The following is a 25,399-nucleotide window of genomic DNA, read 5'->3' as shown; positions in this document are numbered from 1 at the left end:
GATAGATGTGATGGATTTTCTGAAGCCCGACGCCACTGACGCAACAACAGACACCGCGCCCACCGACTGGCTTGATGCCATCAAATGGGACGACCAGGGCCTGATACCTGCTATCGCGCAGGATCAGGCCAATGGCGATATTCTGATGATGGCCTGGATGAACCGCGAAGCCCTGGAACTGACCGCTCGCGAACAGCGTGCAATCTACTGGTCACGTTCACGGAATAAACTCTGGCGCAAAGGCGAGTCATCCGGGCACGTTCAGCATGTCTCGGAAATACGCCTGGATTGCGATGCTGACGTGATCGTGCTCAAAGTCGACCAGGTCGGCGGCATCGCCTGCCATACCGGCCGCCGCAGCTGCTTTTTCAGCAAACTGGAGGCCGGACACTGGGTCGCCGTCGAACCGGTTCTAAAAGATCCTGATGCTATCTACGGACACAGCGGAGACTCGCCGTCATGACCCAACAGACACCGCAAGATGTGCTTGTTGCGCTTGCCGAAGTGCTTGAGGCTCGCAAATCTGCCAGTCCTGACAGCTCTTATGTCGCCAGTCTTCATCACAAGGGCCTGAACAAGATCCTTGAGAAGGTCGGCGAAGAGTGCACCGAAACGCTGATCGCAGCCAAAGATGCCGAACGTTCTGGCGACACCCGGGAACTGATCGGAGAGACCACCGACCTGTGGTTTCACTCGCTGATCATGCTGTCGCACCTGAATCTGGGACCGCAGGACATTCTGGATGAACTGGCCCGGCGCTTCGATCTGTCCGGACTTGAAGAAAAGGCATCACGAACCTCGGAATAGTGTCCACGAAGCGCTTATGTGAATGCTCTAAAGTTGGCGTACAATGAACGCCATCAAAACCTGAATGACACGAGGAACCCGACATGGGTATCAGTATCTGGCAACTTCTTATTGTTCTCGGCATTGTCGTGCTGTTATTCGGAACGAAAAAACTGCGCAACATCGGCACAGACCTGGGCGGCGCCGTACGTGGGTTCAAAAAATCCATGAGTGATGAAGACGAGAAAAAGGATGACGACGCGCTCGATAGCGAAAAAAAGAGCAACGTCTATGAATCCAAAGCCGAAACCACGGAAGACAAGACCAAGACCCACAGCTGAGTCGTTGCTGAATGTTCGATATAGGCTTTCTTGAAGTCCTCATTTGCGGGGTCATCGCCTTGCTGGTTCTCGGCCCCGAGCGCCTGCCAGGTGCCGCGCGTACCGCCGGTCATTGGGTCGGGCGGGCGCGTCGGATGATGCGCCAGTTCACCTCGGAGCTGGATCGTCAGATCAAGGCTGAGGACCTCAAAGAGCAGCTCCGCAAGGAAGGCGGTATTGATCTCGAGGGCGTCCAGGACAATGTGCGGAAAGGACTCGCGGAAGCGCGCAGCTACGAGCACCTGATTATGCCCCAGGACAAAGGCACCTCTTCTGTTTCACCGGAGCCCAGTGACCCGCACCATGCCGATGCACAAAGCCCGGCTGACAAGCCAACCGAATCAACACCCGATGCCCGCAAGTGACGCCAAAGCCCGCTGGAGATACCGTGTCTTCGTCTGAAACAGAGCGCCCTGAAGGCGATCAGGACATTCATCAGGAAATGTCATTGATAGATCACCTGCTGGAGCTGCGCAACCGGCTTCTGCGAGTTGTACTGGCGGTTCTGATTTGCTTTGCCGCCGTCTACCCGTTTGCCAACGAGCTTTACCTCTGGCTCTCCCAACCCCTGCGCGACTTGCTGCCCGAAGGGCAGATGATGATCGCGACAGACGTGACCTCGCCGTTCTTCGCCCCATTGAAACTGGCGCTGGTGGTGGCTGTCTTTATCGCCATTCCGTACATCCTGTACCAGATCTGGAGCTTCATCGCGCCCGGCCTGTACAAGCACGAGAAGAAGCTGGCCTTCCCGCTGCTCGCTTCGTCCGTGTTGTTATTCTATCTCGGCGCCGTGTTTGCCTATTTCGTGGTGTTTCCGCTGGTATTCGGTTTCTTCACTTCGGTGGGGCCGGAAGGTATATCCGAGCTACCCGACATCAACAGCTACCTCAATTTCGTGCTGAAGATGTTCTTTGCCTTCGGCGTTGCCTTTGAAATCCCCATCGCCACCATCCTGATGGTGCTGTCCGGCATCACAACACCGGCAGATCTCGCCGCCAAGAGACCTTACGTGGTCGTCGGCTGTTTTATTGTCGGCATGCTGCTGACCCCGCCGGACATCATTTCCCAAACGCTTCTTGCTGTGCCGATGTGGCTCCTGTTCGAAATCGGCATCCTGTTCAGCCGATTCGCCACGCGCCGCAGGGACATTGAAGAAGATTCACCCGAACAATGAACCTCGGTTTACTGTTTGATGAGGACTTTATTGCCCCGGATCGCGTGCGCCTGACAGGCCGCCGCCGGGAGCACCTCGAATCCGTACTCAAGTCGTCAGTTGGTGACACCGTTCCGGTCGGCAGGGTAAACGACCGAATAGGCACCGGCATTGTCGAAAGCCTGTCCGCCGATGCCATCGAGTTGAGCGTGAGCTTCACGGAACAGCCGCCGGCATCGCTGCCATTGACCCTGATACTGGCCATGCCACGCCCGAAAATGTTCCGCCGGGTGCTACAAACCTGTGCCGCGCTCGGCGTTAAGGACATCTGGCTGATCCATGCCTACAAGGTGGAAAAAAGCTTCTGGCAAACGCCCTGGCTCTCAGACGCCCACCTCAGGGAAAACCTGACACTCGGGCTTGAACAGGCCCGAGACACCCGGATGCCGACCGTACAGATCCGCAAACGCTTCAAGCCGTTCGTTGAAGATGAACTTCCCGCCTTGATGGCCGGCAGGCGAGGCATTGTCGCCCACCCCGGCATGTCAAAGCCCTGCCCGACTCATATCAACGAACCAACCACTCTCTGCATCGGCCCCGAAGGCGGCTTTATTCCTTATGAAGTCGACAAGCTGATAGAAGCTGGCGCCGAAGCGGTTCACCTCGGCCCCCGCATCCTGCGAGTCGAAACCGCTGTGCCGGTGCTGGTCAGTCGGCTATTCGACAGCTGCCAGTAATCCCTCTCGCCCCGACTTGATCAAGATCACTTATTAAACAACCCCGTTTCCATTGCACCAAAATAGCGCGTATGATCCGCGGCCGTTAGGGAATCTCTGATCAAGTCTATTGGCGATTCTGCAAATCTTGAGAGCCTTCCTGGCAAGGCGCGGATCGCCGGCAATGGCCCTAGCCCTTGCCAAGGTTCGCAACGCAGCCAGGAAGGCTCTCAAGACTTGCCCAAAGGGGCTTTCCCTGAAAGCCGGAATCGCCAATAGACTTAATCAGAGGTTCCGCTGGGAAAATCAGGTTACCGAGGGATCAATGGGGATCAGGAACGAAAGACTGCGCTGGCAATTAGTGTCCGGCGTGCTTCGAAAGTTGCATCTTGAGCGGCTGACCGAACGTTATAGCCACCGCGCCGTCATGGCAGGCTTCAGTTTCGTTAACGGCACCATCAGCATCGCACTGATCTCGTTTCTCGCACTGCTGACGCAGGAAGCCTTCATCTTCCCGTCACTGGGCGCCACCGCCTTTATCCTGTTTCACGTACCGATGGCTCAAGCCGCCTCACCTCGCAATACACTCTGTGGTCACTTGATCGGCGCCCTGATGGGCTTTGCCAGCCTGTACCTGTTCGGCCTCTACGATGCCCCCTCAGCCATGGCAGACGGCGTGAATCTCGCTCGAGTAGGTGCAGCCGCTGTATCACTCGGCGCGACCGGTTTTCTGATGGTCTGGTTTCGGGTGCCCCATCCACCGGCCGGCGCCACTGCACTGATCGTTTCACTGGGGTTGATGCATCAGATAGAGCAACTGCCGGTGCTGATGGCAGGTGTACTGCTTCTGCTGATCAAGGCCTTTGTCTTCAATCGCCTGGCTGGACTGGCTTATCCGGTTTGGAGTGGCCGTAGTAGCAGAGCAACCCCAGTAAGTACGCCCGACCCGGCCTAGCCAACAATATAGCCATTCACGCACCCTATCATGGACATGTGAGCGGCCTGAGGGTTTGTCCCCCGAGCCAAGCCGCTTAAACGCCCACAACAAGCTCGGGCAAAGTTCAGCGTCCAACGGCACCAACGCCGCGCCTACTAAGAACTTCTCGCCGCTCTTCAAAGCCTGCACCGACCTGCCAAACACGCCTTCAATAGACACCATAGAAGCCCTGCACCTGGCAGTATGGGGCGGCCGTCGCTATGCCATGTTGGTTCAGCTTGATGAGGCGCGGATGGATAAGTGGGCTGAGGAGATGGAGAGGATGTGTTGTGGGATGGCAGGCCCCTAATTCGGTCGAACAGCGATCACGTGCTTATATTAACCAGACCAAACAATGGCTAATACCGAATCATATAAAAACGAGACATCAATCACTTACCTTTAAAATATTCTTCTTTTGATATTTCTTCCCCATAAAGCAATGCATCATTATATAGCCTATTTTTATGACTTATAGGTTCCACCGCCTCCATCTCACCATAAAACTTCCTGAAAATTATTTTTTTATTGTGACTCCATCGAAACATGACATCTTCAAATGGATAATCAACAAAAACATCTCTAATCCTGAAAATCTCACCCTTGCTAATTGGCATTACCGTTCCTAGTTACCATAGATGACCTTCATGGCTCAATTATTCCCGCTTCAAATGCGCCGCCCCGCTCCCCTTCAGGTCAGCTAGGAATTCAGCGATCGTTCCCGGGGGATAAACCAAATCATTGTCTCGCAAACCCTTTCTAGCCCCATCGACGATGTTCTATAACTGACTAAAATCGTTGGCACTTGAATTCACGGATGCTTCTTAAACCCTGTACTGCTCTTCGTAATCAACCATGCTATTGCTTCCAGGAATAGACACGTAATAAACCCCTTGTTCTTCTTCAAATCCAAAAGAGAATGTTTTTCTTTTGAAAAACACTTGCCCCTGACATTCTGAAATTATGACTTTTCTCTAACCATACGTAATAAAACATACCATGCCCAAGCGCCAACCGTGCAAAAAAAAGGATGTTATTACACTCAAATAGATCGGGTTTTTAAATAGTATATCCCATATAAGAACTCGACCTTGGCTGCCAAATAAAATCGAGTTTTTTTGGCCAACAACCAAGAAAAGGCATATATATCCAAAAAAAATGCCTGCTGCGCCAATCCATAGCCCAAGACTAATGGATAGGTTTTCGAAGTGAGCAGCGTCCTTTTGATACGTCAAACCAAAAACCGTAGAGGTGACTAAAGACATCGTGAAACTAGCGAAAGTGGCAGATCCAGCTCCACGCCCTAAATACGAAGCTGCTTCTGTAAAAAGAGTAACGTCTATTAACTCGAGTTCCGGAAATTCGTTCCTGCCGATAACGTAAATTATCCAGAAAATAATAATGCTTGTTACGAGAACCGTATTTGCAAGCACTTCGCCTAGTGCTTTGGGCCTTCCTGAGATTTGAATACTCATGAAGCTGCGCTCCTTAACGTATTTTTTAGCGTTCAACTAGAGCGCGCTAGAAGCGCGAAACCTCCCAGCACATCATGACCATCTCCTTCGCCCACAGATTCATAAGTACTATGCTTTAAAGATGAGCAAATTCTAGTGAAGATCAGGCCGGCTCCGCTCGTCACAAACGGGGCGCTTCAGCCAAATCCTAATGTAGCGTGCCCGCATGCCCCCGCGTCGATTACAACCTCAGAGCCTCCCCCAGAGACCTAGTGGTAATTCGCGCCAGCCTCAATTCCGGACAGGCTTAGTAATCTCCAGGTACTCTTAAAAAAGTTTCCCAAGAAAAACCAAGACGGTTACTGCGGCTTATCCTTTTATATGAAATTGAAAGCGATTTCTTTTATGACTTTTCCATCAACTTCTTCAATACCGGCGCTGTTTTTATGGAAATCACGCATTATCCATTTTTCCGCACCAGCGCCTTCTGAATTAGCCCTATTTATCAACGCGGCGGCCAACTCTTTATCAGCGATATATTTATTAATTAGGTACTCTAAGTTTTTAATAAATTGATTGTCAGTCACAGTTTCGCTCTACAAAATCAGGTCAACCCCTACCATTTACAATATACCGAACTAAAAGTAAAAAATAGAATATACAGAAATTTCCACGACTTAATCGCAGAACGCCCCTACCTAAACTCAATTCGATACTCCGACAGGCTTGACCGCGAAATTTCGCGATATTTTCCGGAGACGGCATCTGTTTCTTTCAAATAACCGACCAACTCAGATGGACTCCAATCTCTTCCCGCCGAAAATAGCGCATTGAGAGTAATCAATTCTCGAACAAAATATTCACGCTCGTTACTATTTTCTATTGAGCATACGAAGTCATTACCCTCTTTTTGAAAACCCAGGGCAAGCAATGAGATTTCGAAGTCCAGATTTCCTGTTTTTACTCTAGCGGCTTTACCGGCTATTTCTGTAACTACTATTTCACCCCCAAGGTAGTCCATATCCAGCTTCGGTCTGCGGCAGAGAATTTCTTTGGTTAGCTAGCTCGACACCGCTCGACCCGATGCATCGATAGGTGGAGCCGGCTTGTCCCTTTTTGTAACCACAAGCGCAACAGGGTGTCCTGAATGTATGGAGAGGTATAGCTTGGCTGAATACCCTGCTCCCTTGAACGCAACATACTCTGCTGCTCTTTCATTCAATCTTGGCAATGTATCAATAGCCTCGCTGAATCCCCCAGCTCTGCACTCCGGACTCAACAACGAACTCGTGATGAGTTTTCATCTGCTTCGATTCGGCTTCACCATCAACTCGAACCGGCCGCTCAGTTATAACTCTGAAATCTTCTGCCAAAACCATTTCATTTATGACAGCGCTATCTTTCGCAACACCGCAGTTTCTCAGCAGCAAGATTACTTCGTTTCTCTTCATGATTAGACTGAATCCAGCGGGCTTCTATTAGACGTATATGACTTGGACAATCTCTTTCTCATCCTCAGTAAGATCCAGAATATCCGTATGATAGAACTCACACATAACAGCATTCATAGGCAAGCGACCAGGATCAGATATTATAAGCGCGATTATTTTTATTTTTGTCTTTTCATCCACAACCGCCCGCCTGACGATAGACTCAATATTATTCTTACATTCATCTACAGTCAGGAAATCCAAGACCACTTCCTAAACCAACTTAAAATTAATATGTGAAATTATTCCTCAGAGGCCAATATAAAAATAATTTCTTATCGCCTTAAATAAAGAAAACGACGACTTCTACTAGATATTTTTAACTAGCTTCTCTGTCCTCCCCATTTCATGAAGAAATTCTTGGTCATAACTGCTGGACTTTTCCATGTACCCTCGAGCGCAGTTCAATAGTTTTTTTAGACTATTTATTTTTTCATCGTACGAACCGCTGTCTAGCGCACTCAACGCTCTCTCGTACTTCTTTGAATACTCATTCAAGTCAGGATCATTTAACGATCTATTTTTTGCTCTTATCGAATCTATTGAAATTTTTATTTTAAACTTAATTTTATCCAAATAATCATTACTCATGAATATATAAATTTGGAACCTTTTTCGTTATTGGCACCCACGAACGCGACCTGTACTTGATCATCGTGCTCTAGCCCCCTATTTATTACAACTTAAATCAGGCATTAATTAACGACCAAATATCCGCGCGCAACCTATCTAACTTTTTATTTGCTTCATTTCGATCATCGGCATCATCGCACCGAATAAAAAAATCAGAAAAGCTTCCATTCCCTGAAACCATTTTTCGATAGGTATTTTCAACATACTCAATAGCTTCACCTGGATCCCCGCTTCCACAATAGTTTGGCGGTGTTAGGGCGGAAAGTATTAGATTTATTCCCCGCACCCAATTATCTTCGCCTTCATTGGTCAGCAATCGACTTAGCTCTGAAAATAGTTGAGGAAGCTCATTTATGTTCGGGCACTCTTTCATTTTAACGTCCTATCATTACAACTCGTGCCAATAACACTCAAAAACTCCATACTACAACCTTCTCCTAAAGATTAACTAGAACGACTTTAGTTTCTCTGCGCAATACTGAATAAAGTGAAGATCTTAAACCCAGTCTAAATACTGAATATGGCTCAGACACATATCTTTCAAACCCTTAATATTAAAACAAGAGCTTATCATGCATTCCAATTCCTTTTTTTATGACTTGTTATTAAAAATCGGTTTTATCTCATTATTATTTTTTGCTATTAAATTTTCAAATAACCCTATTCTATTTTCTAGCGCTTGTGATTGGCTAGCCATCCCTGCTTGATCAAGGGCCCTCGTAACTTATTTTCCTTTATTAATAAATTCTGAAAGAATTTTTTTACGCAAACTATCTACAGAATTTTAAATAAAATAGAATTTATATTATCGCACGCATACAGATGAGTTCAGTATGCAGGACAATGCCTAAAAAGCTCTTTTTTTTCATAATCAATTCCAAAATGCCAATCGCGCCACCCATTAACAGGGTCTGGAGAAACACAGACCACAGAAATACCTATTTCAGCATGCTCAGAAAGATAGTAAAAACTGAATTTTTTGGGGCAGGATAGGTCAAAACTGCTTCCGTCTGATAACACTGCAGTCAAGCGGGTAGGAAGATTGTTATTTTTTCCCGATAAAATCACTATCCCATTATGCTTATTATCAACAATGGCTTGGTCAATTTCTTCTACCTCCATAGAAAACAATTCACCCTTGAAACGCCAACTCACTTTTCCTTTCTTCGAATCTGAAACTAAATTTTTTATATCACCCATCTAATTAAACCCTTGCCGTTTATTCTATCGGTGTTTCTTCTACGATCTTCAAATAGAGCATTCGATCCTGAGGTAACACTGTTATCTCCAACTGTGAACCCCCTCCTTCAAGATAACGTCCAACTCCGCCATCGACTTGCGGCCCGACGGGCCCTGTCCTAACGGGCAAAGGCTGGACCACTTCATACGTTACCACCCGGTCTACCTCCTGCTTCCAAGAGTTCTTTACGGCCAAACTATTTCTTACATACTCAATATCAGGTACATCATCAAAAGTTGCAAAGCCCCCTGGCCGCGTAGATGGCTGCCCCGGACTCATTGCCATATTAACTTTACTTCCGGGTAGCAATGTCGCTTCAGGTGGAACAAAGTTACGAGGCCAAGGGGATTGTCCTGACACCAACTCTTGGTAACTGGCTGACGCCTTACCAACGTCACTGAATTGCCCCTTGTGATGGCGCTGAAACTCATTCCACGCATTCTGCCTTGATGTTTCCGGACAAGCACTTGGAACACAAGCCAACCCCAACGGATCCACCCACCCCGTCGGATTTGGCACATACTGGTAGTTATTCAGCCCACCGGCTAATCCAATGGGATCGGGCGTCATAAACCGACCGCTAGCCGGATTGTAATACCGGTGGCGGTTGTAGTGCAGGCCGGTTTCGGGGTCGTAGTACTGGCCCTGGAAGCGTAGAGGGTTCTGGACGATTGCGATGTCTTTTTTGACGACGCTGCCGTAGGCCCGATAGGTGGCGGACCAGACGATATCGCCGGATGCGGTGGTCATTTCCTGCGGGGTGCCGAGGTGGTCCAGATGGTAGTAACAGACTTGGGACTGTTCCGGCCCCTGACCTTCGGACAGGGCCAGCGGGCGGAAGCTGTCGGGTTCGTAGAGGTAGCTGCGGTAATCGTCACCGGTTTCTTCGGCGATCAGGCGGTCGCCTTGCCAGATGAACTCTGTGCGCTTGAAGTCGTCTTCCTTGGCGATTCGGCGGCCAAAGGCGTCGTATTCGTAGCGGAAGCGGCGACCGTCCGGGCGTTCGACTTCGATCAGGCGGTGTTCGCAGTCGTAGCGATAGTAGGTAACCAGCTTCTGGCCCTTACCGCGCGCTTCTTCTACCAGATTGCCAAAGTCGTCGTAGCGATAATGGCAATCGCCGTGCATGTTCAGGCGGTTGCCCTGTACGTTGGCGTTGTTTTGCGGGGACGGGCTCTGGGTCTGTTCCAGCAGGTTGCCGGCGGGGTCATGGATCAGTTGTTCATAGACATCGCCACGGACGCCGGTGAGGCGGTCTCGGGGATCGTAGACATATTCCCGCAGGCCCTTGCGGGTATCCTGTACTGATTTGAGATTGCCGGCGCCGTCGTACTGATAATCACGCTGGTAGAAAATGTCCTTGATGCGCTGCTGGTGCAGGCGATGCTGGGTCAGGCGCCCCTCATCGTCATAGACATAGGCGCTCAGCAGATCGCCCTGCTCTCGCTCCAGCTCTTCGCCGGTGGCGGCCATGCGGTGACAGGTCAGCACCTGGCCGTTCAGGTCGATGCCGGCGAGTTGTCCCTGGCCATCACGGTGATAGGCAACGGCCTGCCCGTCAGGCAGTGTCATGCCTTTCAGGCGATCGAATGCATCGTATTGATAACTGAGTGTCGCCCAGCCCTGATGCTCCGTTTTCAGCAAGCCTTGCGCGTCGTACTGAAATGCCAGCGGCCAGTTGCCATCATCCACTGCGACCAGTTCACCATCCTTGCCGTAGCGATACTGCACTTCGCGGCCATCCGGCAGCACTTTGGTCAGCAGTTGCCCCTGGGCATCCCGCTGATACTGAGTGGTTTGCAGCGCTTCGGTTGAAGTACCGAACTCGGTCTTTTCGGTGAGATGGCCGTTCAGATCGTAGCCGTAGGCCGTGCGACGACCATCAAATGCGGTTTCCTGCTGCACCAGGCCATTGGGGTAATAATCGATGTCGTACTGTTCGCCGCGTTCGTTTTCGATACGGGTCAGCAGGAAGCGGTGATTATCGTACTGGTATTTGAGCTGGCTGCCGTCAGGGTTGATGCGGCGGCTAAGCAGGTGCAGGTTGCGATCGTATTCGTAACGGGTTTCGCGGCCCTTTTCATCTATAAAACGAGTGACCTTGCCAAAACTGTTGTAGCTGTACTGGCGCGTTTTGTTACCAGCGAGTCGCTCTTCGATGACCCGCCCAACCGCATCATATCGATACTGGGTGATCGCGCCCCGGGCATCTTTTTTTGCCAGCAGGCGACCAAACTCGTCGTAACGGTATTTGTAGATCGCGCCGGTCGGGGTTTGCTCGTCCAGCAACTGGCCTTTGTTGTTCCAGGTCCAGAGGTGTTTACGGGCATCCGGGAGATCCACCCGGGTGAGATGCCCTTGCCGGTCATAGGTATAGGTGGTCTGGCGTCCGCGGGAATCGATCTCTTTAGACAGATCGCCGGTAGCGGTGTAATCGAACTGCCAGGTCTGGCCGTTGCGATGAATTTCGGCGATGCGCCCCTTTCTATAGGAGAACATGACCGGCACACCGTCTGGCCCTGTTTTGGCGGCAAGCCTGCCTGCGTCGTCGTATTGATAGGTGGTTTTAGCGCCCAGCGGATCAACGCTGGTGGTCAGGCGGCCCCTGGTATCGTATTCGCTGAGATGGGTAGCGCCGTCAGGATCTGTTTTCTCCTGCAATTGCGCCGCGCCATCGTAGCGCCAGATTTCTTTGCTGCCGTCCACATAGGTGACGGTGCAGGTGTGTTGGTCGTCGTCCCAATCAAATTGGGTGTCGATCTCGGCCGTGTCGCCCCACTGGCGAACGCAGCGCCCTTTGGGTGTGGCCTCGTCCCATGCCAGATGGAAACGATAGCCGCTCGCCAGCGTGCGTTGGACCAGCATGTGATTATCGAAGGCGTACTGCTCGGTTTCACCGGCGGCGTTGGTCGCTTCAACCAGATCGCCATTGTCGTCATAGATGTAGGTGAACACTGTCTGGAGCTTTACCCAGACCAAGCCATGGTCGGTAATCTTGCGATGCAGGCGTGTAAGCGCGACCAGCGTGTTGTCCTGATACTCAAAAGCCAGCGCCTGTTCGGCATCGTTGATGATCTGCTGCAACCGGCCATGGGTGTCGTACCCCACATGAAGCTGATTGCCGTAACGATCGCAGATACGGGTCAGAAGCCCGGCATCGCCGTCCCGCCGGAAGTGATAGCGGGGCTGCTTTTCGCCGGCGCAAACCACGTAGTCATCGCCATCGCGCCAGATGGCCATGCCTGCCTGGGAATTACTGGCAAACGGGTTGGTGTCGACTGCCGGCAGATGCGTGTTCTTGCCTTCATGGTCATGCCAGATAATTCCGTCTGACTCAAAGCTCAGGCTGTGGTTGAGGCTATGGCGCCAGCCGTAACCCATAGTGAGTTTGCGATCACTACTGCCGGAGCGGTAAAGGCGTTTGAAATCAAACGGCATCGGCCCGGGCAGTTGCGCATCGGTCAGTTCCAGCAATTCTTCGCCGGTTACTGTGCTGACGGGATCTGCACAGGTTTCTGTTGATTCGTTGTCTTTGGTGGCACGGCCCTGATCAGTGGTTGACGGCGAAGGCTCATCCGGCCCATGCGGGGTGGCTGCGCGCTCGCTGACGGAAGTGCTATCCCTTCCTGATGATTGCAGTGGCAGCCCGTGATCATCCGCCGCCATGGACTGATAAGCCGTGTCATGCTGAACCTGAAAATCCGCACCCCGGCGTGTATTGCCAGTCGACAGCGGCATGTCACCAGCCACCTGTATGGCACGATGATTGGTGCCGATGTCGTCCATGTATTTCTGGAAGCCTTCTGCCAGCTTCGCCAGGAACGGCCCCAGCCCCATGTTGTCAGGCGCGGCTCGTCCGGCACGGCCAACCGCTTTGGCGGCCGCCTTGGTGCCAATCCGCGTGCCGTATTTGGCCGCAAGACCAGCACCGCCGGTGATGATCAGCCCGACCACCACATCAAACAGCACTTGCCCTATCAACTCGCCCGCCATCTCTGCCAGCTGCGTCGGCGGCAGCATGCGAAAGTACTGACGCATGGTGTACATCACAATGAACAGGAAGATCTCATCATTGGCGACAAGGCAGGCTTTCAGGTAGGCGTCATCGGCCTGTTTGAGCTTCTCCATTTGCTCCGCCATGTCGTCTGGCATATCGGAAAAGTCGTAATCCATCAGGCCGCAGATCACATCGTAGATGCGGCGAAGGTCATCAAGGATGTTAGTGAAACCATCGGCCAGGCCATTCAGAGCGCGCGCTTGAATCTCGGCAGCCTGCGCCGGGCCTGCCATTGATATATAGCTATCCCACTCACCGCTGATACCGCCGTTCCAGGCGTTCAGAAGCACAGAGCTGCATGATTCGATAAAGCCGTCATAGGTCGCATAAAGTGCGTCCATTTCGGCTTTGGTTATATTTGGGGAAAGAACGACCCGGTATTCCTTGCCGGGCGTTACGGTCACTTCCGCAAGTCCGTTAGCATCGGTAACGCCGGTCGTTACGGTTTCCCAGCTGTCGCCGCCGTACCAGGTGCCTACGTTTTCCTGGACCTCGAACTGGGTCTCAGGAATAGGCGTTTTCTTTATGTTTTCATGGAAGTGCGCGATTTTAATAATACGCTTTTCTTCACAGGGAGCGACCGTTGATGACACCACCTCATCGTCGTCAGAGGCGGCGCTGGTGCTTTCACCATTGACCTCCAGCACTTGCTCGTGACCCAGGAATATCGACTTGAACCAGTCATCGTTCCAGTCGTTATAGTTATTGACGACGGCTTCCCGGAGCTCCCGGGTCAGGGCATTGATGTCCGGTTTAACCGAATCAGTCTGCGAGTCATTCGCGACAGCTGCTGTGGTGTCCATGGGTAATCCTTACCTTGAATGAGTGCGCTCAGCTTCCTGCTGAAGGCGTTGCTGCAGAGTCTGCAGCGTTGTCTGATCAATCTCTGTTACTGGCCCGTCGCCGATAACCCGGCGCAGGTGACGCTGCACCTTCTGGCGCGCAACCGGCGCCGGATAGGCTGCAATCGGTGAATGCTCAACCTTGTGGAGCGCGGCCACGGTGTTGTCAACGAGCACATCACGGCAGTGACTCGCCAGTGCCTGCTCGGCAGCCGGCGGCAGCACAAACCAGGGGAAGGCTTTTTCGCCATCATAAACAGGCGCTGCCGGGTGCAGCCTCTCCTTCCCGTCCGGAGCAATCCATGACGAAACGGGCCCAAGTAAAGCGGCTTGATGTGCGCTGTCGAGACTGTCGAACAGAGGCGCCAGAAAGCGCGCATCCCAGTGCCGGAAAAACACCGCTTTGCCGGCAGCACCGCTTTTGTCGATGGTGATCTGGGTCAGGCTTCGAAGATGGGCAAATACGCTGTCCATTGGTTCAGTGGACAAAGCTGCCCAGCCCCAATCTGGCGCATCACAGCTATCTATCCAGTCAACAAAGGGGCTGGTCATACTGATCTCTGCGAGATACGGCATGACGGGCTGCCAGCCTGCGTAAGGCGTGCCGAGATAAAGCGGCAGTGCCGTCAGGCCGTCCTTATCGAAAAAATGACGTACCGGCTCTGCCTGACTGGTGCCGCTCAGCACCAGATAAATACGCGCGCTTTCGCCACTCGCACTATTCGCTTCAACACGTTCAAGCGCAGCTTCCAGTGAAGCTCTGAAGGTCAGTGGTTCAGACATTGCAGACGCCGTCCCGACACTTCACACACTCTTCGCAGAAAGGCACCGCCGCCTGGAGGTTGGCGAACTGAGGCGCAGTCAAAGGCACTTCTGCCAGCATTGCCGGCGCAATCGCCTGATGCACGAATTTTTCCAGATCCTGAGGCATACCCGGCCCCTGCGCGCCCTGCCCGGAACCACTGCCGGGCGCGCCACCGGAGTTGATCTTCAGGGTGGCACCAGAGAGCGTGACACCGCTCGGATCAAGCTTGATGAAGCTTCCACCGGCGGCGATGGTCAGTTCCGCCCCTGCATCCAGCACCACCTTGGCGCCGGCCTTGTAGTGCACTTCACTGCCCGCTTCGCTGAGCATCGAGGTGGCATTCTTCTGGTGGTAGGTGCCGCCCACAGTCAGGCTGCTGTCACCGCCAACCTTCTCCCGCTTCTCGCCATCCACCGTGTTGTGATCATTGGTCTTGATATGGCTGACCCGGTCGTTGTCCACGGTGAGGTGACTGTTGTTGTGAATCACCTCGGTGCGGTCATTTTCGGTCAGCAGGTCCAGGTCTTTCTGGGCATGGACGTAGATTTGTTCTTTGTCGGCTTCGTCTTCAAAGCGCAGTTCGTTACTGCCTTCGCCCTTGTGGGTCTGGGTCTTTAAGGTCGTGCGTGTTTTGTGGGCCGGTAATTCATACGGCGGGGTGTTGGTGGCGTGGTAGGTGCGTCCGGTAATGATCGGCTGATCCGGATCGCCGTCCAGGAAGGACACAATGACTTCGTGACCGATTCTCGGGAGGGCCATAAACCCATAGCTGCCGCCGGCCCAGCCCTGGGAGACTCTGAGCCAGGCACTGCTGTTGTCGTCGTTCTTGGAGTAACGGTCCCAGGGGAACCGAACTTTCACCCGGCCGTGTGTATCACAGTGGATTTCTTCCCCCGGGGGGCCGGTGACGATGGCGACTTGCGGGCCATCCATACGGGGACGCTGGCTGTCTTTTAACTGGGGCCGCCAGGTGCGGTCGGCCGGAATGACGCTGAAGCGGTTGTTGTAGGTGGTGGACCCACTGCCGCCGTCTTCTTCCAGTGCCTGGGGTTGTGTGCCCTTGTGGGTGACACTGGTAATCAACCAGTCCCGGTTGAGGGAGTCAGCACTGTGTTCACTCAGCGTGAATTTGGCGCCGCTGGTAAAGTCCGCCCGGTTACTGGTGCCGGATGCGGTGCGGCTCTGGTTGCGCAGGCTGTCGAGGGTGGCCTCGGTAAAAGGTTGGCCACTGGCATCCTGTTTGAACCGGCCCGGGTAGTCGTAATGCTGGTAGTCGTCCCGATGGGGTAAATCAGCGCCACTGGTTTCATGCATCAGGGCATAGGCCGGGTTTTTGAAGGTGTAGTCCTTCAGCGCCACGCTGGCGACGGAGACGGTGTCCTGAGGTGTGAAGCTGAACACCGCCGGTTGGCGGCTGCTGCCGCCTGCAGTGGCGTTGTAGCCGGCCTCAGGCAACTCTGGCGCTTCCCGGTGGTGATCGGCCAGGATCAGGGTATGCCCGCCCTGGCGGTGTTCAAAACGGTAATGCCAGCCTTCTTCGGCGGCTAAACGGGTGGCGAAGGCCAGATCGGATTCCCGGTGCTGGACGCAGTATTCCCGTTCTTCTGAAGGGCGTTTGAGATTGAGTGTACGGTCGACGACACCCCGTTCATCCAACAGGGTCTGGACGATGGTTTCAGTGGTCTGCTGCTGGAAGATGCGGCTGTTGTGCATCAGTCCTAAACGCCAAAGGGCGGGCTGAACGATAGCCGAGTACTGGGTGCGGCGATGGCCGGTATCGCCCCGGCTGAAAGAGGACACCACGCCGTGGAAACGGCGTAGAACGTCACCGTCCTGATACAGCACCAGTTCGGCATCCTGATCCAATACGTCAGTGACCGCCAGATCATCAAAGGCACTGGCCAGATCCAGCTTGAGATGGAACAGCTCGGAGAGGCTTTCGGTCAGCTCGAATTCGACCACCGCGAAGGTGTCATCCGGCAAAGACCCGAGACGGGCCGTGAACTGCAGGCCGGTGGGCTGGGGCATGTTTTCATCCTTGAATGTTCAAAGTGCGTGCGCATCCTGCGCACGGGAGCCGAGGCTCTATATTCAGTTGTGCAAAAAGTCTACAACCGTGGCGTGTCCGGATCAATACGGGAGTTTACCGACGCAGTCACATTCAACCCCATTGCCTGTGCTGCAATGCGGTTTTTAAGGGACCCGCGCCGATCCAGAAAACGCATACCTGCATTACGCAGCCAGCGCAACGGCAGCTCTTCATTGGCGAAAAGACGTTTGAAACCTTCCATCGCCGCCATCATCGATATGTTTTCGCCTTTCCGGCGACGCTGGTAACGCGCCAGCATTGCAGGCTCATCCGGGCTCCTGCCCGTTTCACGCGCAACAGCAAGCTCTTCCAACAATACCCGTACGTCACTGAAACCGAGATTCACCCCCTGCCCTGCCAACGGATGAATCGTGTGCGCGGCATCACCAATCAACACCATGCCCGGACGGACATAATCCTTGGCGTGGCGCTGGCGAAGCGGGAATGCATGACGGGCAGATACCGCATGGATCGCTCCCAACTGTTGCTCAATGGCGGCATTGAGCTCGGTCACGAAAGCCTCGTCATCAAGACTCATCAAGCGCTGAGCTTCGTGAGTGTCCTGAGACCAGACGATAGAACTGAAACGGGTGGCGCCATCATCGGTTTGTAGCGGGAGAAACGCCAACGGTCCGGTTTTCGAAAATCGTTGCCAGGCGGTGAACTCATGGGACTGGGCGGTTGCGACGGTGCAAACGATACTCTGCTGGTCATAGTCCCATTCACGGGTGGGCATGCCTGCCCATTGCCGCAGGCGCGACTGGGGACCGTCCGCCGCCACGATCAGCGATGCAGAGAGCCGACGCCCGCTGTCCAGCGTGATGCCTCTTTGCGCGCCCTCTTCCCACCACCCGGATACAGAAGCACCATCGAGTACATCCACCGCGTTAGCACGGAGCGTGAGGAAAAGCCCCCGGATCAGAATCCGGTTTTCCATGATCATTCCCAGCGCCGGGGCCTGCAGCTCACTCGCATCAAAGGCAATGCGGCCTGTACCATCGCCATCCCACACCACCATGCGGGTGTAGGCGCAGCGCCGCTCACCTGCGATCGCAGGCCAAACATCCAACTGCTTGAGCAACGACTGGCTGGCAGCAGAGATGGCGCTGACGCGCGGCTCAAAATCGGTGACGCTGTTAATCGGCGCAACGGGTGCCGCGAGGCTATCCCAGGTGGCGGCTTCTATAAGCCCGACCCGCCACCCCTGTCTCGCCAGCCCTAGCGCGGCGGTGCTGCCCACCATACCGCCGCCGACGACGAGAATGTCATAGTCCGGTTTACCATTCATGTTCCGGTTCCCTCCGGTTCAACGCTCTTTAGCGGGGCGGTTCGCTTTGCTGCGAGCCCCATTGCCCGGCGCGCAAACCAGCGACGCGCACCCGGCATCAGATCAAGCCCGACCAGCCCGGCATCCCTTGCCGCCCCCAGTAACGATGACTCTGCGCCAAAGATCTGAATCAACGAGTCCGACAGACGCACTGTTTGCTGCCAATCTTCTCGATGAGTCAGTTGATAGGCCTGTAATACGTCCAGCCTCCCCAACGGGATGCCTTTGTCCGAAGCTATGCGGAGTTGATCAACCAGAGTCATCAACCCTCGCAGCGCCAGATTGAATCCCTGACCGGCGACGGGATGGAGCGTGTGCGCTGCATTACCAACGAGCACAATGCCGGGGCGCACCGACTCTGCTACGGTCGTCAGTGTCAGTGGATAATGACTGCACTCACCGATCCGATTGAATCGCCCCAGACGCCAGCCGAACCGCGCCTGCAAACGCCGGCATTTCTCTTCATCGGATGCCGCCAGCACCTCTTCAAGATCATCGCCGGACAGCGTCCAGACCAATGCTGATTCATGCCCCGCCCGCTGCGGATTCCCCCGGGGCAGCAACGCCATAGGGCCGGTATCAGTAAACCGTTCGTAAGCTCTGAATTCGTGCGGATTCGCCGTCGACACATTGGCGATCAGGGCGTGCTGATCGTAGTGGGTATGATCAGGATTGAAGCCGAGCTTCTCCCGTAGTCCCGAGCGACCACCATCGGCGACAACCAGACACTGAGCGGTCATTGAGGTTTGCTCGCCACCTTCACTGACCACCACCGAAACGCCTTCAGTCATGGGCGTGACATCCACGACTTCAGCTGGCGCCCGCCACTGCACTGCAGACTCCCCCAGCAAGGCGCGCATCAGCGACAGCCCCATCCAGCGGTTATCGACGACATAACCCAGCGCCGGCACGCCCTGCTCGTCGCAGGACATGCGGGTCGCGCCGAATCGGCCGCGATCGGAAACGTGAATTCGCTGGATCGGCGTGGCGTAAGGGGCCAGATCGGGCCAAAGGCCCAATGCTTCATAGATATTCCGGGACGCCCAGGCGAGCGCCGTCGAGCGGGCATCATAACTGGGCTGATAGGTATCCGGCAGGGCATCCGGCGACAGGGGAAAAGACTCGACAACTGTCGTACGGCATTCCGGTAGCGCACGACTGAGCGCCAGCGCCAGTGTCGCACCGGCCAGTCCACCGCCGGCGATCAGAATATCGGTATCGAATTCAGCCAAAACAGGCATCCTTGCCGGGGCAACGCCCCGATTGCTTCAGTCTTACGCCGGGATGATCGCTCATCGCGCCATCAAGGCCTCGATATCGTCGATGGTTTTGGGCACGCCTTCGCTCAGCACCCGGCAGCCATCTTTGGTGACCACCACATCATCTTCAATGCGGATACCAATACCCCGCCACTTCTCATCAACATCGGTATTATCAGGGGCAATGTACAGACCCGGCTCAACCGTCAGCACCATGCCAGGTTCCAGCAGGCGCCAGGCTTCACCCACCCGGTAATCGCCGACATCATGAACATCCAGGCCAAGCCAGTGGCCGGTGCGATGCATGAAGAACGGCTTGTAGGATGCCTGCTCCAGAGCGTCTTCAAGCGAACCGGAGAGTAGCCCGAGATTGATCAGCCCCTGGGTTAGTACCCGCAGCGCCGCTTCGTGGGAGTGATTCCAGTGATTGCCGGGACGCACGGCATCGATCGCTGCATACTGAGCCGACAGCACCACTTCATAAAGTGCTCGCTGTGGTTCGGAAAATTTGCCGTTCACCGGAAAAGTGCGGGTAATGTCCGAGGCATAGTTCTCAACCTCACAACCGGCATCAATCAGCACCAGGTCGCCATCTTTCAGCGGTGCGCTGTTTTCGATGTAGTGCAGAATGCAGCCATTGCGACCGCCACCCACAATCGACGGGTAGGCTGTATTCCTGGTGCCGCGAGTCATGAAGGTATGAATCAGCTCGGCCTCGAGCTGGTATTCATAAACACCGGGCGCTGCTTTTTTCATGGCGTTGCAATGGGCCTCGGCACTGATTTCGCCCGCCTTTGCCATCACCTTTATTTCCGCTGGGCTCTTGTACAGCCGCAGGTCATGCAGCGTATGCTCAAGTGCAACAAACTCCCCTGGCGGCTGGGCACCGGTGCGCACCTTGCTCCGAATCGTCTGCACCCATTCCATGACCTGACTGTCGAACGCCTTGTCACGTCCCAACGGGTAATAAACGCGGCTACGACCCTCAATCATTCCCGGCAGAATCTCATCAATATCGACAACCGGAAACGCATCGTCCAGGCCGAATTTTTCGATCGCGCCTTCCGGGCCCGTCAGATAACCGTCCCACAGCTCCTTTTCAGGATTGCGTTCCTTGCAGAACAGCACTGACTCGCCATGCTCCCGGCCAGGAATCAGCACCAGCACCGCTTCCGGCTCATCGAAACCGGTAAGGTAGAAAAAGTCGCTGTCCTGCCGGAATGGATGCAACACGTCGCGGTTCCGCACCCGCTCCGGCGCCGAGGGAATAATGGCAATGCTGTCAGGCGCCATATGCCCGATCAGCTTGTTCCGGCGGCTGGCAAACTCTTTAATCGGCATCAGCATAAGAGATACTCCGGTTGAGGCTTTCGCGACTCGCAATCAGTGCAGTGTTTTGTTTTTCGGCGCAGGCGGCGGATTAAACTCAGTAAACACCGTCATGGTGCCGACCCGCACGTACTCCATGATTTCGATGTATTGCTGCTCGCCTTCCTCGCTGTCGGCTTCGCCCTGGGAAACCTGACTGATCGCTACCAGGTCTTCAACCAGTTCACGAATATCACCAGAGGCTTCGCCCAACTCCCGGCTCGCCATCACGGCCATCCCTTCCAGAAACCCACGCACCCAGGCTGACAGAGCCTGCAGACGCTGGTCCAGCTCGTATTCATCATCGGGCAACAAGGGGCTGAACGTCAGGTCTGTTGCCTGTAATTGGGACAACGTCAGGTCGTAAGCACTGATCATGAAATCGGCCAGTTCAGAAGACGAATCAGCAGATTCGGGCGCAACGCCCATCTGTTCGCAAGCCAGTGCCAGCCAGTCATCCGGTGACAGCCGGCCACCGGCTGACAGCCTTCCGCACAAGGCACCGTGCAACTCGGACGGGTGACTGAACGCTTTGTGGGTGGCGTAAATATTGGCCCAGGCTTCGAAATCTTGAGGTGATGTGCTGGTATTCTCGGTCATGAATCCGCGCGTCTGCTGGTCTGTGAAATGGAGCACTATCCTAGCATTCAGGCGATCAATTGGCATCGGCCAAAGTTGATCGCTTTTGAAGCCGCACGCTCAGGCCGACTTACCTGTTCAAGGCACCATCGTCGCCTCATACGACAATCATGAACGGACTGCAAGGTCATCAAATTGACCCCTTTAGAAGGCGCATTTATAGTTAGGGAACACTTGGTTAACTCTTATATCTATAAAACCAATGAAATCGTCGCCTCCGGGAAGTAGAAATCGCCATGGATCAGTCAGAATTGCAAGCACTCGCCGATAAGGTGGACCGTCTGATCGCGCACTGCGAGAAACTCGAGCAGGAAAACTCGGCCATTCGCCAGTCCCAGGATGACTGGAACCGCGAACGTTCACAGCTCATCCAGAAAAATGACCTGGCCCGTAACAAAATTGAAGCCATGATTGGCCGACTGAGAGCACTGGAGCAACACTAATGCCCGAGAAACCCACCACGGTTGAAGTCAACATCCTCGACAAGTCATACCTTGTCGCCTGCCCGGACGAAGCCCGCAGCGCACTGCAGGAATCTGCCCGGCACCTGGACAGCAAAATGCGTGAGATCCGTGCCAGCGGCAAAGTCTTTGGTACTGAACGGATTGCAGTGATGGCAGCGCTGAACATTACCCATGATTTGCTTGAGCAAAGCACGGTTTCGGATGGCGCTTCATCGGTATTGCGCCGAATGGACAGCCGGCTTGACGATGTTCTGAACAAAAAATCAGGCAGCTAAGCTGCTGATATGCCGTCCGGATTATTAAGATTTCTGAATGGCGCCATATCCGGTTTGCATCTGGCCCCGGTATACCCCGTATAATGGAATCACTTCCTGGGTTGTTCGCTGGTCGGATTCGTCCTCGAGCCGATGCGCAATACCCAGGTGGCTACTTCAGGGCATTGTGAGCATGTCCCCCACGTAGGGGAAAGCCTAATATGTCACAGCGGCCACCACCTTGAACTTTTGGGTTCAAGGGCTACATCCGATAACGGCATCCCGGGAAGCTTCTTTCATGCCGATAACCTCCACACTCCTGCTATCCAGTCACTTCCGATGAATCGAGAGCCCGTCGCTGCCTTGTCGGATCGCCGTCAGCTCCGTCGCATTCTTCGCCAGCGCCGCCGGAATCTGACGCGCCAGCAACAACGCCAGGCATCCCGCGCACTCGCGCGACAGCTGATGCGCCATTTCTCGACATCGAAAGCCCGGCATATCGGCCTTTATTTGCCCAATGATGGCGAAATCGATCCGCGGGATTTCACCACCGAAGCACGACGCCGCGGCATTCATGTGTACCTGCCGGTATTGCACCCGGTGCTCGGCAATCAGTTATGGTTTTATCATTACGGGCCGGGAACAGCGCTTTCGCCCAATCGCTTCGGTATTCCCGAGCCTTCCGCCCGCAACGGAAAGCGGCGCGCCCCATGGGCCCTGGATGCGGTACTGATGCCGCTGGTGGGGTTTGATCTAAGTGGAGGGCGATTAGGCATGGGTGGCGGCTTCTACGACCGGACATTTGCATTCAAGCGCCGGGAAACATCACGCCCTCCGCGGCTGATAGGGCTGGCGCACGATGCTCAGCAAGTAGCCGATCTCCCCATTGCGAGCTGGGATGTTCCTATGGATGCGATTATTACCCCATCCCGCGAAGTGACCTGTCATCCACAGAACACAAAGCTGCGCGCTGACTATCGTCGCCTTTTTGTTGGCCACTATCGACTGCATTCGTCACGCCAGCCTGCGAAGACATAGCCCGCAACAAACCTCCATACAGCAAACCCAGGTAGCAATTACGACACCACAACAGACGCTGTCGAGCCGAAAGTCACCCGGAACAATCAAAAGAGATTTGATTCAGAATTAAGGTTAGACAAAGAAGAGAGGCTAATACGCGGTTAAAGACAGTGACTCAACCCGACTGGCAGGCGAATACACTTGACCGGGGACAGCCTGACCACCCCAAAGACAGGGGCGGCAAGCGTTTCAGATTCAGCAAGATGCGGGCGATCAGTTTTGATGATCACCCATAGGCGCGAACGTAGACTCGATAACACTGACTTTATTTGAACGGGGCTCCGACGCTTGCAGCGAGGTAATCCCGGTCACAGCCAAACCAATCACGAACAGAAAAACGAGCGCCCGGATGACGTCAGGCTTTCGTTCCATTGATCACTTCCCCCAAATGTACGAGACGGCGATACGCCGCTTTATTGTTTGCATAACCAAAGATCTGATTACACTGAAGACATTAAACGAGTCAATAAATGTCAACAACAATCATATGGTTATTTTTTATATATAGAATTGAGGTAAATAATATCAGGTAACTGTCGCATTACAATTTTTGACAGATTACAGATGCTTCATAAAAAAGGCGGGGCGGAAAGCGCTTCCTTGCACGTTTCCGCCCCGCCTTCTGTTAACGCTGAGCGCCGACTAAGCCGAAGCTGTCAGTCACCGTTTCCGTTGCCAAGAAAAAGCCGATAGGCTTCATTATCGGTAACATCTTCGTACCGGAATCCGACTTTGCTAAGCATCTTGCCAAATGCGGCAAGTTCGTCATCCTCAACTTGCGCCCCCATCAAAACACGACTGTAGGCCGAGCCATGATTGCGGTAATGGAACATGGAGATATTCCAGCGAGTGCCAAGTGACATCAGGAACTTGAGCAGCGCGCCGGGGCGCTCCGGAAACTCGAACTGAAACACTCGCTCATTGGCAATAGTCGGCGCATGACCGCCCACCATATGGCGGATGTGCTGCTTCGCCAGGTCACTGTCGGTCAGATCGATTACGCCGTATCCAATTTCCCGCAAATCGCTTACCAGCTCATCGCGCCCAAGGCCGCCAGACTGGATCTGAATACCAACGAATATCCGCGCATCGCCGCTATCCGAATAACGGTAGTTAAACTCGGTGATGCTGCGTTTATGCAGGGCGTTGATGAACGACTTGAAGCTGCCCGGACGCTCCGGAATCGTGACCGCAAGAATCGCCTCGCGCTGCTCACCGATTTCAGTGCGCTCAGAGATATAGCGCAACCGATCAAAGTTCATGTTGGCGCCACTGAGCACACCCGCAAGGTTTTGCCCGTGAATTTCTTCACGCTGGACATATTTCTTGATTCCCGCAACGGACAGGGCACCCGCTGGCTCGCAAATCGAACGGGTATCATCAAAAACATCCTTGATCGCGGCGCAGATTTCGTCGGTCGACACGGTGATCACCTCATCGACACAATCCTTGCAGATATCCCAGGTGTGCTCGCCGATCTGTTTGACTGCGACACCATCCGCGAAGATTCCCACCTCATCAAGAACGACCCGCTCACCAGCTGACAGCGCCGCCTGAAGGCAATTGGAGTCTTCCGGTTCAACACCAATTACCCGGGTTTCCGGGCGCAGGTACTTGATGTAGGCCGCCATACCTGCAATCAGACCGCCACCGCCAACCGGGATAAACACGGCATGCAACGGCTTGGTAAACTGCCACAGCAATTCCATCGCCACAGTGCCTTGCCCTGCAATCACGTCGGGGTCGTCGTAGGGAGGAATATAGGTCAGCCCCTGCTTGTCCATCAGCTCTTTGGCATGCGCTGCGGCTTCGTCGAAGGCATCACCTTTCAATATCACTTTGGCGCCACGATCACGAACCGATTTCACCTTGATCTCAGGCGTGGTCTGCGGCATCACGATAACCGCTTTGATATCCAGCTGCTGAGCGGCCATCGCCACACCCTGGGCGTGATTGCCGGCAGAGGCACAGATCACCCCTTTGGCTTTCTGCTCTTCGGAGAGCTGGGCAATAGCGTTGTAGGCCCCCCTGCACTTGAACGAAAATACCGGCTGCAAATCTTCCCGCTTGAGCAGAACATGATTATTCAGCCGCTTGGAGAGATTTCGGGCGGGCGTCAGCGGCGATTCGATCGCCACATCGTAGACTCGGGCATCGAGTATTTTTTTGATGTAGCGCTGGGGCATAGAGCAATTCCATTTTTACGGACGATTGAAGTGGTTGCGAAAAGCCTTCGAGTGTAAGGAGTTTCCGGGGCCCGCGTCCAGATACAGACATGAGGTAAGACTGTATTGGTTGCCGGTTTTGCGGATTGGGCACAGCTTTCCCTGTATGGCGCTCCGCTACGCCGATATACTAGTGCCCCATCATATCAACGACCACCGACC

General features: G+C 54.0%; 25 protein-coding genes and 1 other RNA gene. 12 read left to right on the top strand and 14 right to left on the bottom strand.

What is annotated here, in order from left to right:
• Positions 1–10: 10 nt before the first annotated feature.
• The 7 genes from hisI to ACUN9X_RS05550 all read left to right on the top strand — a co-directional run bounded on the left by hisI (position 11) and on the right by ACUN9X_RS05550 (position 3,990).
• Entirely contained in the window at positions 11–463 is a 453-nt protein-coding gene (hisI, locus tag ACUN9X_RS05580; protein WP_260038790.1) for a phosphoribosyl-AMP cyclohydrolase, read from the top strand.
• Positions 460–807 (top strand): phosphoribosyl-ATP diphosphatase, encoded by a 348-nt coding sequence (locus tag ACUN9X_RS05575; protein ID WP_260038789.1) that lies wholly within the window; start codon positions 460–462, stop codon positions 805–807. The genes hisI and ACUN9X_RS05575 overlap by 4 nt, the downstream gene beginning before the upstream one ends.
• 83 nt (positions 808–890) lie before the next feature.
• Entirely contained in the window at positions 891–1,127 is a 237-nt protein-coding gene (gene tatA / locus ACUN9X_RS05570; protein WP_260038788.1) for a Sec-independent protein translocase subunit TatA, read from the top strand.
• Positions 1,128–1,138: 11 nt separating this feature from the next.
• A complete protein-coding gene (gene tatB, locus ACUN9X_RS05565) occupies positions 1,139–1,531 on the top strand; it encodes a Sec-independent protein translocase protein TatB (protein ID WP_260038787.1) in 393 nt (130 codons plus the stop codon).
• Between the two features lie 77 nt (positions 1,532–1,608).
• Positions 1,609–2,340, top strand: a complete 732-nt coding sequence (gene tatC / locus ACUN9X_RS05560; RefSeq protein ID WP_260038786.1) for a twin-arginine translocase subunit TatC — start codon at positions 1,609–1,611, stop codon at positions 2,338–2,340.
• Entirely contained in the window at positions 2,337–3,056 is a 720-nt protein-coding gene (locus tag ACUN9X_RS05555; RefSeq protein ID WP_260038785.1) for a 16S rRNA (uracil(1498)-N(3))-methyltransferase, read from the top strand. Before tatC ends, ACUN9X_RS05555 begins: the two co-directional genes overlap by 4 nt.
• A 163-nt stretch (positions 3,057–3,219) precedes the next feature.
• Complete coding sequence (locus ACUN9X_RS05550; protein ID WP_260038784.1) at positions 3,220–3,990, top strand: HPP family protein; 771 nt, start codon at positions 3,220–3,222, stop codon at positions 3,988–3,990.
• A gap of 413 nt (positions 3,991–4,403) precedes the next feature.
• Here the strand turns inward: ACUN9X_RS05550 and ACUN9X_RS05545 are convergent, their stop codons facing one another.
• The 4 genes from ACUN9X_RS05545 to ACUN9X_RS05530 all read right to left on the bottom strand — a co-directional run bounded on the left by ACUN9X_RS05545 (position 4,404) and on the right by ACUN9X_RS05530 (position 6,486).
• Complete coding sequence (locus tag ACUN9X_RS05545) at positions 4,404–4,628, bottom strand: hypothetical protein (RefSeq protein ID WP_445472441.1); 225 nt, start codon at positions 4,626–4,628, stop codon at positions 4,404–4,406.
• Between the two features lie 357 nt (positions 4,629–4,985).
• A complete protein-coding gene (locus tag ACUN9X_RS05540) occupies positions 4,986–5,486 on the bottom strand; it encodes a hypothetical protein (protein WP_445472440.1) in 501 nt (166 codons plus the stop codon).
• 356 nt (positions 5,487–5,842) lie between these two features.
• The gene (locus ACUN9X_RS05535; protein WP_445472439.1) at positions 5,843–6,052 is read right to left on the bottom strand and encodes a hypothetical protein; all 210 of its coding nucleotides are present in this window, start codon (positions 6,050–6,052) and stop codon (positions 5,843–5,845) included.
• Between the two features lie 107 nt (positions 6,053–6,159).
• Positions 6,160–6,486 (bottom strand): hypothetical protein, encoded by a 327-nt coding sequence (locus ACUN9X_RS05530; RefSeq protein WP_445472438.1) that lies wholly within the window; start codon positions 6,484–6,486, stop codon positions 6,160–6,162.
• A gap of 145 nt (positions 6,487–6,631) precedes the next feature.
• Between ACUN9X_RS05530 and ACUN9X_RS05525 the strand changes: the two genes are divergently transcribed.
• Positions 6,632–6,922 (top strand): hypothetical protein, encoded by a 291-nt coding sequence (locus ACUN9X_RS05525; protein WP_445472437.1) that lies wholly within the window; start codon positions 6,632–6,634, stop codon positions 6,920–6,922.
• 721 nt (positions 6,923–7,643) lie between these two features.
• On the opposite strand, the gene ACUN9X_RS05520 is transcribed toward ACUN9X_RS05525, so the two are convergent.
• From ACUN9X_RS05520 to ACUN9X_RS05480, 9 genes are all read right to left on the bottom strand, one after another.
• A complete protein-coding gene (locus tag ACUN9X_RS05520; protein ID WP_445472436.1) occupies positions 7,644–7,961 on the bottom strand; it encodes a hypothetical protein in 318 nt (105 codons plus the stop codon).
• Positions 7,962–8,416: 455 nt separating this feature from the next.
• Entirely contained in the window at positions 8,417–8,788 is a 372-nt protein-coding gene (locus ACUN9X_RS05515; protein WP_445472435.1) for a hypothetical protein, read from the bottom strand.
• Positions 8,789–8,807: 19 nt separating this feature from the next.
• Complete coding sequence (locus ACUN9X_RS05510) at positions 8,808–13,688, bottom strand: RHS repeat-associated core domain-containing protein (protein WP_445472434.1); 4,881 nt, start codon at positions 13,686–13,688, stop codon at positions 8,808–8,810.
• A gap of 9 nt (positions 13,689–13,697) precedes the next feature.
• A complete protein-coding gene (locus ACUN9X_RS05505) occupies positions 13,698–14,510 on the bottom strand; it encodes a DUF4123 domain-containing protein (protein WP_445472433.1) in 813 nt (270 codons plus the stop codon).
• A complete protein-coding gene (locus ACUN9X_RS05500) occupies positions 14,503–16,560 on the bottom strand; it encodes a type VI secretion system Vgr family protein (protein ID WP_445472432.1) in 2,058 nt (685 codons plus the stop codon). Before ACUN9X_RS05500 ends, ACUN9X_RS05505 begins: the two co-directional genes overlap by 8 nt.
• Positions 16,561–16,640: 80 nt before the next feature.
• Positions 16,641–17,909: a UbiH/UbiF/VisC/COQ6 family ubiquinone biosynthesis hydroxylase gene (locus ACUN9X_RS05495; protein ID WP_445472431.1), complete on the bottom strand. Its 1,269-nt coding sequence runs from the start codon at positions 17,907–17,909 to the stop codon at positions 16,641–16,643.
• Positions 17,906–19,180: a 2-octaprenyl-6-methoxyphenyl hydroxylase gene (gene ubiH, locus ACUN9X_RS05490; RefSeq protein WP_445472430.1), complete on the bottom strand. Its 1,275-nt coding sequence runs from the start codon at positions 19,178–19,180 to the stop codon at positions 17,906–17,908. The genes ACUN9X_RS05495 and ubiH overlap by 4 nt, the downstream gene beginning before the upstream one ends.
• 60 nt (positions 19,181–19,240) lie before the next feature.
• On the bottom strand, positions 19,241–20,554 hold the full coding sequence (pepP, locus tag ACUN9X_RS05485; RefSeq protein WP_445472429.1) for a Xaa-Pro aminopeptidase: 1,314 nt from the start codon (positions 20,552–20,554) through the stop codon (positions 19,241–19,243).
• Between the two features lie 36 nt (positions 20,555–20,590).
• Positions 20,591–21,175: a UPF0149 family protein gene (locus tag ACUN9X_RS05480; protein WP_260038267.1), complete on the bottom strand. Its 585-nt coding sequence runs from the start codon at positions 21,173–21,175 to the stop codon at positions 20,591–20,593.
• Between the two features lie 275 nt (positions 21,176–21,450).
• On the opposite strand from ACUN9X_RS05480, the gene ACUN9X_RS05475 reads away from it, so the two are divergent.
• From ACUN9X_RS05475 to ACUN9X_RS05460, 4 genes are all read left to right on the top strand, one after another.
• Positions 21,451–21,657: a TIGR02449 family protein gene (locus ACUN9X_RS05475; protein WP_260038268.1), complete on the top strand. Its 207-nt coding sequence runs from the start codon at positions 21,451–21,453 to the stop codon at positions 21,655–21,657.
• On the top strand, positions 21,657–21,953 hold the full coding sequence (locus tag ACUN9X_RS05470) for a cell division protein ZapA (protein WP_260038269.1): 297 nt from the start codon (positions 21,657–21,659) through the stop codon (positions 21,951–21,953). Before ACUN9X_RS05475 ends, ACUN9X_RS05470 begins: the two co-directional genes overlap by 1 nt.
• A gap of 90 nt (positions 21,954–22,043) precedes the next feature.
• Positions 22,044–22,225, top strand: a non-coding RNA gene (gene ssrS, locus ACUN9X_RS05465) — 6S RNA.
• A gap of 46 nt (positions 22,226–22,271) precedes the next feature.
• Positions 22,272–22,970, top strand: coding sequence for a 5-formyltetrahydrofolate cyclo-ligase (locus tag ACUN9X_RS05460; RefSeq protein ID WP_260038271.1), 699 nt, complete (start codon positions 22,272–22,274; stop codon positions 22,968–22,970).
• A 698-nt stretch (positions 22,971–23,668) separates the two neighbouring features.
• Here the strand turns inward: ACUN9X_RS05460 and ilvA are convergent.
• A complete protein-coding gene (gene ilvA / locus ACUN9X_RS05455) occupies positions 23,669–25,198 on the bottom strand; it encodes a threonine ammonia-lyase, biosynthetic (RefSeq protein WP_260038273.1) in 1,530 nt (509 codons plus the stop codon).
• Positions 25,199–25,399 lie beyond the last annotated feature (201 nt).

It is taken from the genome of Marinobacter sp. V032 (genome assembly GCF_052645435.1).
The sequence above is the reverse complement of the archived record's forward strand: the minus strand, read 5'-3'. Positions and strand labels throughout refer to the sequence as shown.